At 49.0% G+C, this 19450-nt stretch carries 15 protein-coding genes; 13 read left to right on the top strand and 2 right to left on the bottom strand.

The genetic code is table 11. The features are described from left to right. Nucleotides 1–42 precede the first annotated feature (42 nt). Both BP71_RS16260 and BP71_RS16255 read left to right on the top strand, forming a co-directional pair. A complete protein-coding gene (locus BP71_RS16260) occupies nt 43–630 on the top strand; it encodes a Crp/Fnr family transcriptional regulator (RefSeq protein WP_496381009.1) in 588 nt (195 codons plus the stop codon). A 102-nt stretch (nt 631–732) separates the two neighbouring features. Beyond that, a complete protein-coding gene (locus BP71_RS16255) occupies nt 733–1518 on the top strand; it encodes an alpha/beta hydrolase (protein WP_496381007.1) in 786 nt (261 codons plus the stop codon). A gap of 82 nt (nt 1519–1600) precedes the next feature. Here the strand turns inward: BP71_RS16255 and BP71_RS16250 are convergent, their stop codons facing one another. Continuing rightward, complete coding sequence (locus tag BP71_RS16250; protein ID WP_496381005.1) at nt 1601–3313, bottom strand: hypothetical protein; 1713 nt, start codon at nt 3311–3313, stop codon at nt 1601–1603. Nucleotides 3314–3598: 285 nt separating this feature from the next. Between BP71_RS16250 and BP71_RS16245 the strand changes: the two genes are divergently transcribed. Then, the gene (locus BP71_RS16245; RefSeq protein ID WP_496381004.1) at nt 3599–5056 is read left to right on the top strand and encodes a hypothetical protein; all 1458 of its coding nucleotides are present in this window, start codon (nt 3599–3601) and stop codon (nt 5054–5056) included. Here BP71_RS16245 and BP71_RS16240 read toward each other — a convergent pair whose 3' ends face one another. Further along, nucleotides 5057–6649, bottom strand: coding sequence for an amidase (locus BP71_RS16240; RefSeq protein WP_496381002.1), 1593 nt, complete (start codon nt 6647–6649; stop codon nt 5057–5059). Between the two features lie 427 nt (nt 6650–7076). Between BP71_RS16240 and BP71_RS16235 the strand changes: the two genes are divergently transcribed. The 10 genes from BP71_RS16235 to BP71_RS16190 all read left to right on the top strand — a co-directional run bounded on the left by BP71_RS16235 (nt 7077) and on the right by BP71_RS16190 (nt 19417). Further along, nucleotides 7077–7277 carry a hypothetical protein gene (locus BP71_RS16235; protein WP_496381000.1) on the top strand — a complete coding sequence of 67 codons (201 nt, stop codon included), beginning with the start codon at nt 7077–7079 and terminating at the stop codon, nt 7275–7277. A 153-nt stretch (nt 7278–7430) separates the two neighbouring features. After that, nucleotides 7431–8420 (top strand): FAD:protein FMN transferase, encoded by a 990-nt coding sequence (locus BP71_RS16230; protein WP_496380998.1) that lies wholly within the window; start codon nt 7431–7433, stop codon nt 8418–8420. A 57-nt stretch (nt 8421–8477) separates the two neighbouring features. Beyond that, complete coding sequence (locus BP71_RS16225) at nt 8478–8972, top strand: DUF421 domain-containing protein (RefSeq protein WP_496380996.1); 495 nt, start codon at nt 8478–8480, stop codon at nt 8970–8972. Nucleotides 8973–9131: 159 nt separating this feature from the next. After that, the gene (locus BP71_RS16220) at nt 9132–9743 is read left to right on the top strand and encodes a TetR/AcrR family transcriptional regulator (RefSeq protein WP_496380994.1); all 612 of its coding nucleotides are present in this window, start codon (nt 9132–9134) and stop codon (nt 9741–9743) included. Nucleotides 9744–9798: 55 nt separating this feature from the next. After that, on the top strand, nt 9799–11115 hold the full coding sequence (locus BP71_RS16215) for a TolC family protein (protein ID WP_496380992.1): 1317 nt from the start codon (nt 9799–9801) through the stop codon (nt 11113–11115). 300 nt (nt 11116–11415) lie between these two features. After that, the gene (locus BP71_RS16210) at nt 11416–12465 is read left to right on the top strand and encodes an efflux RND transporter periplasmic adaptor subunit (RefSeq protein WP_496380990.1); all 1050 of its coding nucleotides are present in this window, start codon (nt 11416–11418) and stop codon (nt 12463–12465) included. Between the two features lie 19 nt (nt 12466–12484). Then, nucleotides 12485–15631, top strand: a complete 3147-nt coding sequence (locus tag BP71_RS16205; protein ID WP_496380988.1) for an efflux RND transporter permease subunit — start codon at nt 12485–12487, stop codon at nt 15629–15631. A 449-nt stretch (nt 15632–16080) separates the two neighbouring features. Beyond that, nucleotides 16081–17292, top strand: a complete 1212-nt coding sequence (gene spt / locus BP71_RS16200) for a serine palmitoyltransferase (protein ID WP_496380986.1) — start codon at nt 16081–16083, stop codon at nt 17290–17292. After that, the gene (locus tag BP71_RS16195; protein ID WP_496380984.1) at nt 17289–18410 is read left to right on the top strand and encodes a GNAT family N-acetyltransferase; all 1122 of its coding nucleotides are present in this window, start codon (nt 17289–17291) and stop codon (nt 18408–18410) included. Before spt ends, BP71_RS16195 begins: the two co-directional genes overlap by 4 nt. Further along, a complete protein-coding gene (locus BP71_RS16190) occupies nt 18407–19417 on the top strand; it encodes an NAD-dependent epimerase/dehydratase family protein (RefSeq protein ID WP_496380982.1) in 1011 nt (336 codons plus the stop codon). Before BP71_RS16195 ends, BP71_RS16190 begins: the two co-directional genes overlap by 4 nt. The last annotated feature ends 33 nt before the right edge of the window (nt 19418–19450 follow it).

Below are 19450 nucleotides of genomic sequence, written 5' to 3'. Positions count from 1 at the left end.
TTGCTGGCTATTTTTGGAATATACGTCTTAAAAACTCAATCGATGACCGAAAACGAAATCCTTGGATACGCACTCAATCAATTTGCCGGGATCAATGCGGAAGCGTTCGAATTATCCGTACCCCATTGGCAGAAACGGACCTATGGCAAAGGGGAATTTTATAATGAGTATAAAAATGTCTGCAAATACATGGGCTTTATACTCGACGGGGTTTTCCGGACCTATTACATCGACGACGAAACTGCGGAGGAGAAGAATGTCTTTTTCTTTTCTAAAAATCAGGTTGTCGTGGCCTACAAAAGCTTCGTTACCCAAACACCGTGCAGTTATTATACGGAATCGATGGTCAACTCGACCATTCTATATATTCATATCAACCACCTCAACCAGCTTTACCAGCAATCGCATGAGTGGGAACGTTTCGGAAGGATGGTTGCCGAAACCGCATTCAATTTGGCAATGACCCGCGCGGAGGAGCTCATGTTCCGGACGCCTGAACAACGCTACCTGGAACTGATCCAGAACCATCCCGACATTTTTAATAACGTCCCGCTCTACCATATTGCCTCCTACCTGGGCATCCAGGCACCTTCGCTTAGCCGGATCAGAAAAAGAATGACGGGTAAATGACGATCTTAACTCAGGTTAAGATTATCGTCGGTGTAACAGTGCAACTTTGTCGTGTTCAAAGATTTAAACAAAACAGAAATCAACTTTTAACCGATAGAAATCATGAAAACTGTTAACACCAAAACCGTCGTATTTATCACAGGTGCATTTGTAAGCCACAACGGATGGAATGAATGGAAAACCTATTTTGAAAGCAAAGGATATACTACCTACAACCCAGCCTGGCCGTTCAAAGATGCCTCCGCTGCCGAGCTGAGGGACAGACAGCCCAACGACACGGATCTAGCTGCCCTGACGCTGACCGAACTCGTTGATCATTACGCTAACTTCGTAAAATCGCTTCCCGAAAAACCGATCATCATTGGTCACTCGCTCGGCGGGCTGATTACCCAGATCCTCGTCAACCGCGATCTGGCCGCTGCCGGTGTTGCGATTCACCCTGTACCACCACAAGGCGTTATCCCTTACGAATTGTCATTCCTGAGAGCAGGTTATAAAGTACTGGGCCTGTTCAGCTCGCTGAAAAAAACTTATCTGATGTCATTGGCCGACTGGCAATATGCTTTTACCAATGGCATGAGCCTGGAAGAGCAGAAAAAAACCTGGGCAGAAAATGTGGTTCCTGAATCCAAAACAGTGGGCCGCGGGGGATTAACCTCTGCCGCAGCAGTGGATTTCAAAAAGGCACACGCGCCATTGCTCATCACTTCCGGCGAAAAGGACAACATTATCCCGGCTTCGATGAACCTGCGTAATTTCAAAGCGTACAAAAACAATGGTTCTGTGCTGGATTACAAAGAGTTTCCCGGCCGTAACCACTACGTACTGGGTCAGCCAACCTGGAAAGAGGATGCCGATTACATTCTGGAATGGCTGGACAAACAATAGTGATCTGAAACAAAGGAATACTGAATGAATCTTCCCTGGCAAGACCGCTATTTTCGGCGATCTTGCCAGGGAAGCTGCTTTTTCAGGAGAATCGTAGGGTGTGCCTGAACGGCGTGAGGCCCGTGAGAAAAACAGTCGGGGCTTCCATGATGGGTAGTGCGCCGCGTAATGCGATGTTTTTGTGCAATGCGATGCCCGGGCCGAATGTAATGGTATCGTTCCCGGACTGGTAAGTTCCCATTCCTTCTTTCAAAAGCCATGAATCCTTCGTGTTCTCGATTTTGGTAACGCCGGTGAGCGTACCTCCCGGGCGGAAAATCAGTTCCAACGCCGCGGGGACGCGCTCGGTTCCGTTCGTGGTTACCTCGATCTCCATGCCGTCCGCTGTTTCCCTGATCGCAACCTTTGTTTCCAGGATCTGGACTTCGCTCTGCGGGCGGAAGCTGCGTGGCATCTTTTCCCAGTCGCCGTCCGGCGCAATGGATTCTTTGGGGTAGGGCTGAAAATAGGGGCCATCCAGCTTCTGAACAAGCTCCCATCCATTGCCGTTCTGATTTATCTTTTCCGATTGGAACTGGCCTTTGCCGAAAAATGAAGACGCGAAGCGGACGCCCTGCAAAACCGCATTGCCTTTCATGAATGTAAACCAAACCGGGTTGTTGGCGATTAGTGTCGAGTCCCGGCGGTTCCTTCGGATGCGTACCAGTCCGGAATTCGGGAATGTTTTTACATAATTGACCGGTACCGGCTTTTCTGCGGGCAATTCGACCCAAAGCGATGGGTCTGTCAGGAAATAATCGAGGAATGCACCGGTTTTGGGTCCTGCGGTTTGCTCGATCAGCCTGCACATGGCGGCGTACTCACCGTTCTGATCCTTGATCGCCAGGTAACGGTAAGGATAATAATAGTTTTCCATCGTGCCCACAATGGCTTTGTCCTGCCGTCCCGATGCGTCGGTTACTACTTCGCCATTCGGATGCACATAGTACATCGTCATATTGAGGTTCTTACGGACATTTTCAAAAATCTCCGGTTTTTTAAGCCCTTTGGCAATGGTAATGAGCAGCCGGTCGGTGAGCGAGGAATAAATGAATGTGCTTTTTTCATTGTATTGGCCATCCCGGTCCATATCGATGTGTTCGCCCAGCCATTGTTCAGCTCTTGCGACGTACCTGGGGTTTGGCCAAAGCTCGTTCAACTTCGTCAATGCAGCCGAAACCACCCAGCGGTGATTAGGGGTGTGGATACCTCCTGCGCTTAGTGCGTCACCCGCACGCACGAGGAATGTCTTCAGGTTGGCGAGCATTTTGTCAACCCCGTCCGTTCCTGATTTTTGAAGTAAAATATAGGCCATCGTGAGCCGTTTTACCAAAAAACCGGTGTCGGGCGTGGAATGGAAATTGGTTGAAAGCAGGTCGATGGTGCCGTCCGGATGTTGAGTTTTAACCAGGTACAATGCAGCCAGATTGATATCCGCCAATAGTTCCTTCGAGCGGTAGAACTTCGATGAAGGAGAAGAAATACCGCAAGCACCCCATTGGATCAACGCTGCGGTGCTGTGCGGGTTGAGAAGATCAAAACCGTCTTTAAGGCCTCCTAATGCCAGATTGTCGGATTCCTTTACCTGATAGGTCCGCAACGATTCGATGCCCTTGTCATTTTGCGTCACGAGTGCGAGGAGCCATGCAGGCATGATGTCTGCCTGAATGCGTTTGAAGGAGAATGCCGATGCAGGAATCGCCGGTAATGCGCACAGGGTAAAAGCACTGTTTTTGACGAATTTTCTTCTGTCCATGAAGGTAGGTTTAGTAGTTCATGGAAAAGGGGCGAAGCGGTAAAGATTACTGGAATGCCGGGTTTATTTTATTCGCGAAGTTACTATTCAATGGCCGGCAACTGAGTGGAGCGATAGCATGTTTTGAAACCGAATTTTCGGTATCTTTAATAGATAAGTATCGCTGGGATTGCAACGGTTACAAATAAGTGATTGTCCGGTATCTGATGACGGATCATTTCTATTAATTTCGTCGGATTTTTGGGGCCATCCACGGGGATCCTTTTACTGAAAGCCGGTTACTGAATGAAAACAACTGTACTACGTAATTTAAGTCTGGGTTATTTGCTCCTGCCAAACCTCATTTTCGCGGTTAGCTGGTTCAGGATGCCTGTTTCGATACTCCTGGCCATTGGCCTGGCCTTCATGTACGGCATCAGTTATCAGCGGGGGAAGACTCAGAAAACCGATCTGGCGACTCGCCATATGATCGAAATCGCATTCATATCGCTGGCGATCATCGCATTCTCAGGAATTGGTGGCTTTTGTTTCCAGGCGTTCGATTATTGGGGGCATAACTCGAAGTACTACACGCTTTTTAGTCATTCCTGGCCCGTAGTTTTCAAGGAGAACGGGCGTTTCGCCTGCCACTACTTCGGGTTCTTCCTCGTACCTGCGCTGATTTCCAAAGGCTTGGGAGAGTTGTCGGGTATCGCGCTTTATCTGTGGGCTTCCGTCGGGCTATTTATCGGTATCGCCTGGATTTTCATCTTTACCAACAAAAGCCATTTGTCGCTGGTTTTTTTCCTGTCGCTTGGTGGTATCGGTCATGTGACCAAGGTGTTGTTCCTCCGGGTGGTTGGCCTCAATTACCACGTGCCGCCGTTCTTTACTGAGATATGGCCGGTGCTGTACCAGGCGCAATGGGCGCCTAATCAGCTGATACCCATCATCATTGTGTCGTGTGTGTTGTTCAATGATTACGTGTACGCCAAAAAACCGGAGAAAAGTTTCCTGGCGGTTATTTCAATATTCATCTGGGGCATTTTTCCGTCGATCGTCTTCGTGATCATTTTCTCGATGCTGATAGCCCTTCGCTACTACCGCGAACCTCAGTATTTTCTTAAGCCGAGGCCGATGCTCGATCTCTTTCTGCCGGGGCTCCTCTTTGTGCCCACGTTCTTTTACTTTCTTCAGGGCAAAAATTCTGTCGTTTCGGGTTTTATCTGGCAATTCAATCCGTTGAATGAGATCGCTTTCCATTATTTCTTCGGGGTCGTGATCGACCTGGCGGTGCTGTATGGGATCGTAATGATCCTGAATCTGCATAAAAGCCATTATGCGAATATCATTCACGGGTTGTTTGTCCTTCTGATCGTGATCTCCCTGTTCAGGATGGGTAAATGGAACGACTGGTTTCTGCGCGGCAGCACACCCGTTTTAACCCTGTTATCGCTCTTTATCCTGCATCGGTTTTCCGAATGGGCGAAAGAAACACCTCACTGGTATAAAATGCGGATGGCCTACCCGATTCTGCTTTTTCTGGTAATGGGGTTAATCGTGCCGATATCCCACATTCAACGAGCCTTGCGGGAAAATGTGGTCACCCAATCACTGTTTCCTGACAAAGTGAAATTTACGCCTTATCCATACAATCAGTACGAAGACTTCTATCAAATGGGGAAAGTCATCTATTCCCAGCAGGAAGCCAACCAGTTCTGCGGCCAGAAAGGGTCTTTTTATGAAGTATACCTGTCCAGGTAATCAGCCGGTTATCGTTTTTTTGAAAGCAGGCGTAGTCCGGTTTTTTGATACCTGCTCGTATGCATAGGCGATGCGGATAAGTTCGGGCTCCTGGTATGCTTTTCCCAGGAAAGAAATGCCCGCCGGCAATCCGTTGAACATGCCCATTGGCATCGTAATCGAAGGGAATCCTGCCAATGCAGCTGGGCCGTAAGCCCCATATCCTGTCCAGAAGTCACCGTTTACAAGATCGATGCACCAGGAAGGGCCGGTGGATGGGCCGCATAATGCATCCAGTTTGTGTTTTTCGAACAGCTCGTTCAACGCTTCGCCGACGCTGGTGATCTTCCCCAACGCGTCCTTGTATTCCTTACTGTCCAAATCGCCCTTTGCCTGTGCGCTTTCGAAAAGCTCCTGTTTGAAGTAAGGCATGGTCTTCGCTTCATTGGCCTTATTGAATTCAATGAGGCCTTCGAGTGACCTGATTCGCGCATTGGAAGAAGCAAGATAGTTATTGATACCCTCTTTGAACTCGTATTGCAGCACCAACGATTCCGCACCGGGCAGCCTTTGCGTTTTCATGTACTCGATTTCAACGATCTCTGCACCCTGTGATTTTAATTGTTCCAATGCCCTGGTGAGCAGGTTGTCGATGCCTTCGTGCACTTTTAGCAGGCTTTTTTCGATTCCAATGCGCTTGTTTTTAAGTCCATTGGGGTCGAGAAAAGGTGTATAGTCTGCGGGGGGCGGACCTGGCGATGCCAGACGCGCCGGATCCGACGGGTCCTGGCCTGCCAGTGCGCCCAGCAACGCTGCTGCATCGGCCACGGTTCTGCCAAATGGGCCGGCGGTATCCTGCGTCCTGGAAATAGGAATAATGCCCGACCGGCTTACCAGCCCTACAGTAGGTTTAATGCCCACCACACCATTCATCGAGGCTGGGCATGCGATGGAGCCATTGGTCTCGGTCCCCACGGCTACTGCGCAAAGGTTGGCCGCCACCGCCACTGCCGATCCGGAGCTCGATCCACAGGGCGACCGGTCCAGTACATACGGATTTTTGGTTTGTCCGCCACGACTGCTCCAACCGCTCGAAGACCTGGTGGATCTGAAATTGGCCCATTCGCTGAGATTGGTTTTTCCCAGAATAACCGCCCCGGCTTCCCTGAGTTTTGCGACTATGAATGCATCTTTTCCTGCGATATGGTCCTGTAAAGCCAGTGAACCCGCCGTGGTTTTCATTTTGTCGGCGGTATTGATATTGTCTTTCAGCAGGACCGGGATGCCGTGCATCGCCCCGCGAAATTTGCCGCTTCTTCGTTCGGCGTCCAAAGCTGCTGCGATCCGGAGTGCATCGGGATTTGTTTCAATGATTGAATTCAATTTCGGGCCTGCCTGATCTGTTTTCGCAATCTGATCGAGGTAGTAGCGCGTCAGCGCGACGGACGTCAGGCGGCCGGTTTGCATCTGTTTCTGCATTTCGGCCACGGTCATTTCTGGAAAGGATGCAATTGGGAGTGGTGCGACCTCTCGCTGTCCGAAACGGGTAAACGCAAAGGCAATGGAAGAAAATCCGGTGAGGGACGCAAGCTGGATGAAGTTTCTTCTTTTCATAGCGCCGGTGGGAGCAGATTTGGTTTATCTGCAATATAGAAACTCTTCCAGGTGTTTCATGAGTCGGGTGGATCACCATTTATTTTTTTCCAAATCCACATCAGTAAGAGGAACGGGGACATGATAATGGTTGTAAGAACGGTGGCCAATCCGAGAATTCCGGCGAAAATAACTCTCAGAAATGCCGTAAAAAAATTATTCATGAAACGGAGGGTGAGTCGTGTGTAAAATAAATTTTACTTATGGTTACAAATCGTGGAAAATGTTTCTGATTTGCGTAGAATCGATGCTACTGATTTGAGAGGTTTTGTAGTTAAATATCTATAAATCATTAAATTATATCCAAAAATAAGAATATTTCCTTTTAGTGGCATGGTTATTTTTTTAACTTTGGTAATTAAATCTAATAAGTAAATAATTGCATATTATGAACTTCTTATCCAACGTAGTTGAGTATTCCGGGAAGTTACTTTTTGCAAGTATTTTGTTTATCGCAGTGATTATTTCGACTGTCGTTTCCCTGCCTTTTATTGGAGCAGGTATGATTAAGGATGCAATAAATGCACATCATCATCATCAAGATCACGCTGAGGAAAATAACCTGATAGACGAGTATAGCGAGTATTAGAATATGCGAGTACCGGAAGCAGAAAGGGTGCGGACAGGAAGTCCGGACCCTTTTTGTCCTTATCAATACTGGTCACGGTTATTGTGCCGGCTTGCTGCCCACGGTTTCGTTTAATTGAAGTAATTTGCGGGCCGATTACCCGTTAAATTGCTCATGACATCTTTTTTCAAAGTTACCCGGCCCATCCTTTTTCTATTTCTAATCATCTCAGGCCTTTCTTCTTACGCGCAGGAAATGCGATACAGCTTTGAAAAGGGCTTGATGGGCTCACCTTTCAAATTGGTTTTTTATGCATCGGGCGATTCTCTGGCAAGGGTGGCTGCGGAAAAGGCGTTCAAAAGGGTGGAGGAACTGAACGAGATCATGAGCGATTATCGCGACGGCAGCGAGATCAACAGACTTTCAGCACAGTCAGGGAGCGGTAAATGGGTGCATGTAAGCAAAGACCTTTTCGAAATTCTTGCCATTTCGCAGGATATCAGTGCCAAAACCGGCGGCGCATTTGACGCGACGCTGGGCCCGCTCGTGCAAATGTGGCGGCACGCGACACGTAAGGGTATTTTTCCGCCCGAGGAGGAAATCCGGGACGCGAAGACCAGAACGGGTTACCGGAAAATGAAACTTGATCGTAAAACACAGAGCATCTTACTCACCCAGAAAGGGATGCGGCTCGATATTGGGGGTTTGGGTAAAGGTTACGCCGCCGAAGAAGCTGTTAAAGAACTCAAAAAATTGGGTATCACCTCGGCGATGATGGATGCTGGAGGGAAGATCGTTCTTACCAATCCGCCGCCCGGCTCGAAAGGCTGGAATATCAATGTATCCAACGGCAGCGATTCACTGAAAGCCATGCAACTTTCGAACGTAGCGCTGGCGACTTCCGGTCCAACCTACCGCTATATGGAGCACAATGGCGTCCGGTATTCCCATATTGTCGATCCAAAGACGGGCATCGGATTGCTTTTCCACGTCAGGACTACCGTTATATCGCCCGATGGCACGGTAGCGGATGCTCTCGCAACGGCGTTCAGCGTGGCGGGTATTGCTCAGAGCAAGAAATACCTCAGAAACTTTAAGGGGAGCAGGGTGTGGCTTGTTGAAAAACAGGGCGAAAAAGTAGCCGACTGGAACATGTTGGATTAGGCGTGCGGAGGCTGGTTTGTTTTTTGCTGAGTGTGCAGGAAAACGAACAGATTCGCTATGGAAACGATTGTCAGACTTTTCGGGGAAGGGGAAAACCAGACGGTTCTTCAGATGTCACTCAGGGCAATGGTGATTTTTATCATCACGCTGATCCTGCTTCGCATTGCCGGGAGACGGTCGTTTGGCATGAAATCGCCGTTCGACAATATTATTGTCATTTTGCTCGGGGCCATTCTGAGCCGGGCCGTAGTAGGCGCCTCTGAATTCCTGCCGACGATCGGCGCAGCGACTGTCATAGCCGTATTACACCGGCTGGGTGCCTGGCTGGGCGCTTTGAACCTGCGGTTTGGAGTCCTGATCAAAGGGCAGAAGATCGTGCTTTTCAAAAATGGACGACTGGATTCGGATAATATGAGGCGGGCATTGATCAGTGAATCAGATCTTTATGCGAGCCTTCGTAACAATATGAATGTCGAGAGCTTTGACAGCATCGAGAGCGCGTACATGGAAAACAACGGGCAGATTAGTTTTGTAAAGAAAAACAAGAAATAGGACAAATCGGGTAAATACTAGTTTCAAATAAATATTTTAAATGATTGTTTAAATTTTTTATTTAAAACACTTGCCATTGTAATTTCAATTGCTCAATTTTGAACCGTTGATTCAACAAGCAGTTGTGATCATTAGTAAGAAACCTAACACACCAGACCAGTGAAGTGCGTTACAGAAAAGAGTGAAGACAAGATAAGGGAAGCGGCGAAACGGGTTTTTCTGAAAAAAGGTTTTGACGGCACCACGTCGCGTGACATCGCGAAAGAGGCTGACATGAATATTGCGCTCACGAACTACTACTTTAGAAGTAAGGAGAAGCTGTTTCTGGAAATTTTCAAAGATGTTCTGGAAGAGTATTTTCAGAATATGCTCACCATCCTGAACAAGGATATCGATATAAAAGACAAGATTTCGGAAATCATCGACAATGATTTCCAGATGATGAAAAAGGAGCCGGACCTCGTGATTTTTATCATGAACGAGATTCATAAATCGCCCCAGAGGCTTTTTCCGGATATGTCGGTGTTCCGGCAGGTAAGGGAAACGTACCTGAAAAAGCAGTTGGAAGAAGGCGCTGCAAACGGGACATTGCGACCTATGCAGCTCGAAAATATTCTTCCACTGATCAAATGCGGCGTGGAGTTCATTTTCATGGGCAAGGAGATCCATAAGGAACTGTTCATGATGACCGACGAGGATTTCGAGCGGTATGCAGAGGAGCAGAAAGAGCACATTAAGGCGATGGTGTGTAACTATCTAGTCATCGGGTAGTCATTTTTTTTGCCACTTCATTAAACAAACATTTAAAATAAACATTTGTTCAGCCATGAAACACCTGTTCCATGTCACGGGAATGCTATGCCTGATGCTATTCCAGCGGGCGCATGCGCAAGAGTACGACCTGAATCAATTGCTGGATTTGGCCATGAAAAACGATTTCAGCGTTCAGGCAGCCAGGCTCGACGAGGCCAAGACGAATGCGAAGATCGACGAGGTGAGATCCGGGTTGCTGCCCAGCGTTACGGTCTCGGGGGATTATAAACGGTATTTTAAGATACCCGGGCAGGTAGTGCCGGCGAGTGCTTTCGGCGGACCTGAAGGAGAGTTTAGCACGCTGGCATTCGGATTGCCGTACAACCTGTCGACCACCGCACAAGTAACTCAGGCTCTGTATAATCCGTCGGTGAAATATGCATTGAAGGCGGCCAATCTGAACCGCGAGCTGACATCGCTCAGCACTACCAAAACGAAGGAAGATGTGGCCTACAACGTGACCGACGCCTATTATAGCCTTGTTACGGTTGTCCAGCAGATGGCATTCCTTGACAGTAATCTTATTTCGCTGGACCGGCTTTACAAAGTTTCGGATCTGTTGTATCAGAACAAATTAGGACAGCGTGTGGATGTAGACAGGATCATGATCAACAAAACATCGACCGAAACACAGCAGGCCACGCTGAAAGATAATTATAACCAACTGGTTAATTTATTGAAATATTATACTGGTATTCCGCAAAACGATTCTGTGCGTATAGCTATAAACGTTCGGGGCGTGGCTTTGCCTGCCTATGCCGATTGGGATAAGACCAGGCGCACGGATGTAGCCCTGCTTCAAAAACAAAAGGATCTTAATAGCTTGCAAGACAGGAATATACGTTCCGGTCTGATCCCGACTGTGAATGCATATGGTGTGGCCAATATGGCGTTCTATGCCCAGGGCGGTGAGAATTCGACCTTTCAGGATGTGCCGGGTTACTGGGCTGGTTTACAGCTGAACTGGAATGTGTTCGACGGAATGGCGAGAAAGGCGAAGCGAAGCCAGAACCAGATCGACCGCGAAAAACTGGATGTCCAGCTAAGGCAGGTGCGGGAAGCCATTCAAATGGAAGAGAACAATGCCCGCAACAAGTTCGGTGTGGAGCAGAAAAACATCAATGCAAAAAAGGACCAGGTAGCGCTCGCGGAAAAGGTCTACAAGCAGATTCAGCTTCAATTCAAGGAAGGGACGGTTTCGCTGACGGACGTAATCCAGGCCGAAAATAGCCTTCTGGATGCACAAAACAACTATCTGACATCGCTGGTGCAACTCCTGAAAGCCGAGCTGGAATGGAAAAAGGCCACCGGACAATTGATTCAGAAATAAAAAGAACTTCATCAATAATGCCGTATTCATCAACAAACGAGCACTTCATCAACAGCTAAAAAGATTCATCAACAAACTAGGACCATTAATAGCAAGGCAGGAAGTCGCGTGTGGTCAAGTAATAGTCAGGTGTTGTCAGTTATAGTCATGCGGTCAGTTGTAGTATACATAACTACTTTCTCTGAAAATGAATGACCTCTGCCGACAACAAATGACAATCCTTGACAACACCTGACGATCAAAGACAACTTCTGACCTTTAATGACAATTCCCGACAACACTTTCAACATCACAACCATTATGAAACGTCTATTCATCTTTCTGGGAATCATTGCCGTACTTGGGCTTACCGCTGCAAAGTTGCTGAGCAACAAGGAGAAAACGGAACAAAAAGTTTATGTCCCCGACCCGGACCCCAAGGTTGGGGTGAAAGTAGCGGTCGTTGAACTACGCGATCTTGCACAGGAATCGGGCTTTCTGGGCTCATTTGATCCCAACCGGAAAGCGGAAATCCGCCCGCAGGCAAGCGGCGAGATCGTAAAGCTGAATATCGAGGTGGGGCAGCGCGTAGCGGCCGGACAATTGATCGCCAAGATTGACGATGAGCAGCTGCATTATCAGGTGGAAGCATTACAGGTGACCCTGGAAGGCTATCAGAACGACTTGAAACGTTACGAAGCATTGGTGAAAGGCGATGCGGTTCCGGCAGTGAACGTCGAGCGTACGGAATTGAGCATCCGCAGCACTCAGGCGCAGATCAAGCAATTGAACAAGCAGATCAGAAATACGAATATCGTGGCGCCGTTCGGCGGCATTATTACCGCCAAAATGGTCGAGAAAGGCTCGGTGGTAAGCCAGGGGACGCCTATCGCGGAGATTACCGACATTTCTGCATTGAAACTGGTTGTGAATATTCCTGAGAAATCGGTGAATGATTTTAAAACCGGCAAAGCTATTGCTGTCAGGACGGATGTGTACCCTCACGCCAGCTTTAATGGCCGGGTTACGATGGTAGCGGCACAGGGCGATGAAGCCCATAACTATCCGGTGGAAATTACGGTACAGAATTCGACAGCCAACCCTTTGAAGGCCGGCATGTATGGTTCTATTGCAAGCGCGTCACGCGTGAAAGGCGAGGCGCTCGCGGTTCCGCGCCAGGCCATTATGGGCTCGGCAAAGCAGCCACAACTATACGTAGTCGAAAATGGTAAGGCAACATTACGCGAAGTAACAATCGGAGCCACGACCAACGAATATTATGAGATTACCAAGGGTTTGAAAGCAGGCGATCGCGTGGTGACAAGCGGACAGATCAACCTGCAAAACGGTACATCGGTAGTAGCACAGTAACCACTTCATCAACAAACTCATGAAATTCATTGAAACCATATTGAAGCGCCCTTCGATGATCATCGTGCTTTTTGCGATCCTGTTCATCGGCGGACTGGCTTCTTATACCCAGCTGAGCTATGTGCTGTTGCCGGAGTTTTCAGTACCGACCATCACCATTACAACATTATATCCGGGTGCGGCACCGACGGAAGTGGAAGCCGAAGTGAGCAAGAAGATCGAGGATGCGGTGTCCGGCCTGGATAATATTGAAGATGTGACTTCCAAATCGATGGAAAGCGCGTCGCTGGTCATCGTGCAGTTCAAAGCAGGTACCGACATCGACAAAGCATTGGAAGATGCGCAGCGAGATGTCAATAATATGCTGAGCGACCTGCCCGATGATGCAGAGACCCCGTCGCTATCGAAGATTTCGCCAAGCGATCAGCCTATTATGCAGCTGCTCGCGACGTCAAGTCTGCCTAACGAGGTTTTTTATCAGCAGGTTGAGGACAAATACCTGCCGGTGCTCCAGCAGATCGAGGGCGTGGCCGAAATCAACATGACAGGGGGTGATCAGCGTGAGATCCGTATCAACGTCAATAATGACAGGTTGCGTTTCTATGGATTGTCGCTTTTACAGGTCACGCAGGCCATTAATCAGGCCAACCTGGATTTCCCGACGGGTAAAGTAAAAAGTAGCGCCGAAAATATGACCTTGCGTCTGGCCGGTAAATTTTCGTCTCTCGACGACATCCGGAATCTCGTTATCACCTCGCCTGTTAATGGCAGTCCCATCCGCGTGAGCGACGTAGCCGAGATTACCGACGGCCTTACCGATGCGGAGAGCATCAGCCGTTACAATGGGATAAACGGGATCGGTTTGTTCATCAAGAAGCAGTCTGATGCCAACGCGGTGGAGATCAGTAAGTCCGTACAGGCCAAACTGGCTTCCATTGAGAAAGCCAATGCGAAGGATCATATCAAATTCGCGATCGCGTACGACAGCTCCATTTTTACTTTGGACTCGGTCGAGGCGGTAACGCATGACCTGGTGATCGCGGTCATTCTGGTGGCGGCAGTCATGCTGCTGTTCCTGCACAGTTTCAGGAATGCGTTCATCGTAATGGTTTCAGTGCCAGCCTCGCTCATTGCCGCATTCCTGTTTATGTATGTCATGGGCTACTCGCTGAACCTCATGACGTTACTAGCGCTTTCTCTCGTGATCGGGATCCTTGTGGACGACTCCATTGTGATCCTGGAAAACATTCAGCGCCACCTCGAAATGGGTAAAGACCGCTGGCACGCAACGGTGGACGGCGTAACCGAAATCGGATTTGCGGCTTTGGCCATTACCCTCGTGATCGTGGTGGTATTTGTGCCGATTACCATGGTGAATTCGGTGATAGCAGACCTTTTGCGGCAGTTTTCGTTGACAGTTGCATTTGCCACGATGGTCAGTTTGCTGGTGAGTTTTACATTAACTCCCTGGATGACGTCCAATATGGCGAGGGTCGAGCATCTTAACCCTAAAAATCCGGCGCAGGCATTCCTGATCTGGTTTGAAAAAGGTTTGACAGCATTGACAAAATGGTACCACGGCAGCCTGCAATGGGTGCTTGGGCATAAACTGGCTTTCTCCGGCATACTCATCGCCATTGTGGTAATGACCGGCTGGGTCATGGGCCTGGGTATCATAGGATCGGAGTTTGTAGCGGAAGGGGACCAGGGCAAATTTTTGCTTACCATGAAACTCGACAAAAGCGCGTCGCTGCAACAAAACAACCTGACGGCGCGAAGTATCGAAGACTACCTGCGCAAGAAGCCCGAAGTGAAAACGATTTTTGCCAATGTAGGCGGAGCGAGTACCGGTTTGAATAGTTCCGGCCAGGGTGAAACCAACCGCACGGAACTGACTGTGGAATTGATCCCGGTTGAGGAGCGCAAGAATGCGCAGCCTACGGAAGATTACATGCTGGCCGTGCGGAAAGAGCTCGAACAGCAATTTGCCGGTGTGGAATTCAATTCAGCGGCTATCGGAATGGTGAATTCGGGCACCGCGCCCATTGAGATATTCCTGAGCGGCGATAACCTGGACAAGATCCTGGCATCGGCCAATGACCTTGCCAACCGCTTGCGTAAAACGCCTGGTGCGAACGACGTCAATGTGTCGGTCGAGGCTGGAAACCCGGAGGTAAGGGTGGACATTGACCGTGAAAAAATGGCCAAACTGGGATTGGATATTCAAACCGTAGGTGCAACGATGCAGAATGCATTCGCGGGGAACGATGATTCCAAGTTCCGTGACAATGGTGAGGATTATGATATCCGCATTATGCTGGACGCCTTTGACCGGAAGAACCCCGATGACGTGAAGGCGATCACATTTTATAGCCCGGTGGCTAAGCAGTCGGTGCAGCTTGCACAGTTTGCGAATGTAAGCCTGAGTACTGGTCCGAGTATTGTAGAAAGAAAAAATCGTCGCTCATCCGTTACAGTAACGGCCAATACATTAGGGATTGGATCGGGGACGCTGGTGAGCAATATTCAGACAGGTTTAAAGCAAAATCCGCTTCCGGACGACATTATACTCACCTGGGGCGGTGATGCGAAGAATCAAAGCGAAGGTTTTGGTTCGTTGGGGTTGGCGATGCTGGCAGGGCTGATGCTCGTGTATTTTATCATGGTATTGCTTTACGACAGCTTTGTGTACCCGTTTGTAGTGCTGTTCTCGATACCGGTTGCGGTGATCGGGGCGTTGCTTGCGCTGGCGCTGTCATCGTCCAATATCGGGATCTTTGCGATGCTCGGGATGCTGATGCTCATCGGGTTGGTAGTGAAGAATGCGATCCTGATCGTGGACTTTGCAAACCAGCAGAAAGGACTGGGTGTGCCGTTTAGAAAGGCTATCCTGATTGCGGGCGAAGAACGGCTCCGACCAATCCTGATGACCACGATTGCGATGGTAATCGGGATGGTGCCGATCGCCACGGCGACCGGCGCAGGGGCTGAATGGAAGAACTCGCTGGCATGGGTGCTGATCGGTGGTTTGACCAGCTCGATGCTGCTCACGATATACCTGGTGCCGATGGCATATTACCTGGTCGACCGTCTTGGAGAAAAGTGGAATGCCTGGCGTATGAAGCCGGAAAGCCTGCAAAAAAGCGTTGTAGCAGAGGAAATTTAGAGAACCGGAGTTTCGTAACATGAAAAAATTAATGTTTTGCCCGGTTCAAAGAAATCAGTCTGTAAAACACAAAGTAGGTCAGAGCTTGGTGGTTATAGGTCTGTATAGGGAAACAGGGCAAAACATTTTTTTTCTTTTTACCGGGAAAATACAAAATGAACCGGTATTTTATTGAACTACTCAGTCCGGTATTGGGTTTAACTCTTAACCCGAAATATTGACGGCTGAAAACTGGAATTCCCCGAATGCGGAAATCAAGTTTTAAACGACGATCGATGACGGGTCAACAAGCCAGAAGATTCATTAACGAAACTCACGATCTAATAGGACTTAACATGGAAGATAAAAGCTACAATACCAACTGACTTGCCTGATGTCTCTATCAGGCCGCAGCCTGATGCCGGTAGGCACCCCACTAAAACAAGCTGTTGATTCTGACATTAATTATTATGGGTAAAATCTTAAACAATCGCATCGCCGAATTCAAAGACCCGGCGATTGCAAGGGCGAAAGGCGTATATCCTTTTTTCAGACCGATCGAGTCGGGACAGGATACAGAAGTAATTATCAACGGGAAGCCGGTTCTGATGTTCGGATCCAACTCCTACCTGGGATTGACTTCACATCCTTACATCATTGAAGCATCCCAAAAAGCGGTCCAGAAATATGGTACCGGTTGCGCCGGTTCCCGCTTTCTGAATGGAACGCTTGATATTCACGAAGAGCTCGAGCGCAGGCTTGCCCGGTATGTTGGCAAGGAGGACGCTGTGCTGTTCAGTACAGGCTATCAGGCCAACCTCGGCGCACTGTCGTGCCTCACCGGTCGGAACGATTACCTGATCCTCGACGAAAGCGACCACGCTTCCATTATCGATGGAAGCCGTTTGTCCTTCTCGAAAGTGATCAAGTATGCGCACAACGACATGAACGACCTGCGCAAAAAGCTGAGCCTGCTTCCCGAGGAGGCAGTAAAGCTGATCGCCACCGACGGTATTTTCAGTATGGAAGGCGATATCGTAAAACTGCCCGAACTGAATGCCATTGCCACGGAATTCGATGCGACGGTACTCGTGGATGACGCGCATAGCCTGGGCGTGATCGGCGATAAAGGAGCGGGAACCGCTTCCTATTTCGGACTGACCGAGTCGACGGATCTCATCATGGGAACATTCAGTAAATCGCTGGCTTCTCTGGGTGGTTTTATCGCCGGTGATGCCGCCACGATCGATTACCTGAAGCATCGCGCACGCTCGCTCATGTTCAGCGCAAGCATGACGCCCGCATCTGTGGGAAGTACCTTGGCTGCATTGGATATCATCGAGTCGGAGCCGCACCATATGGAGCGCCTCTGGGCCAATACAAGATATGCCAAAGAGTTGCTGCTCGTGAATGGTTTCGACCTGGGCGCAACCGAAAGTCCGATCCTGCCGCTATATATCCGCGACAACGAGAAGACTTTCATCATGACACGCAGATTGCAGGATGAAGGGGTATTCGTGAACCCGGTGGTATCACCGGGAGTACGCCCGGAACAGTCGCTGATCCGTTTCTCGCTGATGGCTACGCATACATTCAGCCAGATCGAGGAGGCAGTGGATAAAATGTCCCGCATTTACCGTGAGGTTTGTCCTGACGCAATTATCGAAAGACAAAGATTATGACCCGCGTAGTACCCGTAAACACTCCGAAGGAATTAGGCAAGTTCATTGATTTTCCGCATGACCTTTATCAGAACGATAAGAATTATGTGCCGGAATTATTCATTGCGCAAAAGGACATGCTTACCCCTGGTAAGCACCCTTTCCACGAACATTCCGAGGTGAAACTATTTCTGTCGTATGACGGTGATAAGGTGAACGGAAGGATAGCGGCGATTTACAATACGAACCACAATGCTTTTACAGACCGGAAAGACGGTTTCTTCGGTTTTTTCGATACTGTGAATGACCAGAAGGTGGTGGATACCCTTTTGAAGGAAGCCATTGCCTGGGTGAAGGAGAAAGGAGCGGATACCATCGTAGGGCCGGTCAATTTGTCGACCAACGAGACCTGTGGTCTGTTGATCGAAGGGTACGACAGGCCGCCCATGGCGATGATGCCATACAATGCGCCGTACTATCTTCAGTTGCTGGAAAGTACTGGCTTGAAGAAGAAGACGGACTTGCTGGCTTATGAGATCAATGTGGCAGATTCCAATGACAAGTCGGTGAGAATGATCGACGCGTTGGAGGAGAGGCTTAAAAGAAGTGGCATTACGATCCGGCAGGTCAACCTCAAGGATTTCAAGAACGAGGTGGTTAAGATCCGGGAAGTGTATAACAAAGCCTGGGACAAGAACCTGGGGTTTGTGCCGACGACGGAAGCGGAGTTTGACTATCTGGCCAAGGACCTGAAAATGATCCTGGACCCGCGGTACTGTCTGGTAGCTGAAAAAGACAATGAACTGGTCGGATTTATACTCGGTATTCCGGATATCAACCAGATTCTGATCAAAATCAAGCGAGGACGTTTGTTACCTACCGGGATTTTTAAACTGCTGTTTGGTAAGAAGGATATTACGCGGATACGGGTACTCACGCTGGGTGTGATCGATGGCTACCGGAAAATGGGTATTGAAGCCTGCCTTTATGGCCGGATCATCAAAAACACTTATGGTACCAAGGTGACAGGCGGCGAATGCTCGTGGATGCTGGAAGAAAATTACTTGATGAACCACGCCATTGAGCAGATCAACGGAAAGCTGTACAAACGGTACAGATTGTTCGAGAAAGCGATATGAAAGAAAAAGTATTCATCACCGGGGCTAGTGGGTTTATAGGTTACCACCTCGCGGCAGCGGCACTCGAAGCGGGCATGGAAGTCCATGCAGCGGTGAGGCCTGCCAGCGACCTGAGTTTCCTGAAAAAGCTAAATGCAAATGCCGGCGACCTCGTGTATGTGAATACTGATTTCAGTTCAAAAGACAAATTAAGACAGCTGCTGGAAGATGGGGGCTATACCTACATTATCCACGCGGCGGGCGTGACAAAAGCTAAAACGGCCGCTGCCTATAACCGGGTCAATGCGGAATATTCGCTGAATCTGGCGCAGGCGGCGATGTCTGCCGATATGCCGTTGAAGCGGTTTGTATTTTTAAGCAGCCTCGCGGCATTAGGCCCCACGGCATACAATGCAGCCCAGCCGATCACAGAAGAAACCTTGCCTGTTCCGGTGACGGATTACGGAAAGAGCAAGCTGCTGGGTGAGCAATACCTGAGAAAAGTAAGTGGCCTGCCGCTGAGCATTATCCGCCCGACAGCAGTGTATGGCCCCGGCGAAAAGGACTTGTTCGTCCTTTTTAAAACACTCAGCAAAGGTCTGGACGCCTACATCGGCAAAGGACCGCAAAGGTTGAGTTTCGTGTATGTAACAGACCTCGTGACAGCCACCATGGCCGCATTGAGGGAAATGGAGAAGGAAATTACGGTTTACAATATCTCGGACGGACAGGCATATGACCGTTACGCATTGGCAGACCAGTTCAGGGCGATCAGTGGAAAGCAAATTTTCCGTACGCACCTGCCGCTGCTGCTGGTGAAGGCGATCGCCCGGTTCCTGGATCTTGTTTATGCAAATTCATCAACAACACCGGTTTTAAACCAAGAAAAACTAAAAGAACTGACAGCCCCTAACTGGATCTGTAGTATAGATGCGGCCCGAAATCATCTGCATTACCAACCGCAATACAATCTGCACCGAGGCCTCGCAGAGACCTTGACCTGGTATAAAGAGAATAAGTGGCTTTAACTATCGTACCCGCTTGATCATGAGCTGCGACCG

Source organism: Dyadobacter ginsengisoli DSM 21015 (assembly GCF_059568735.1).
The sequence above is the reverse complement of the archived record's forward strand: the minus strand, read 5'-3'. Positions and strand labels throughout refer to the sequence as shown.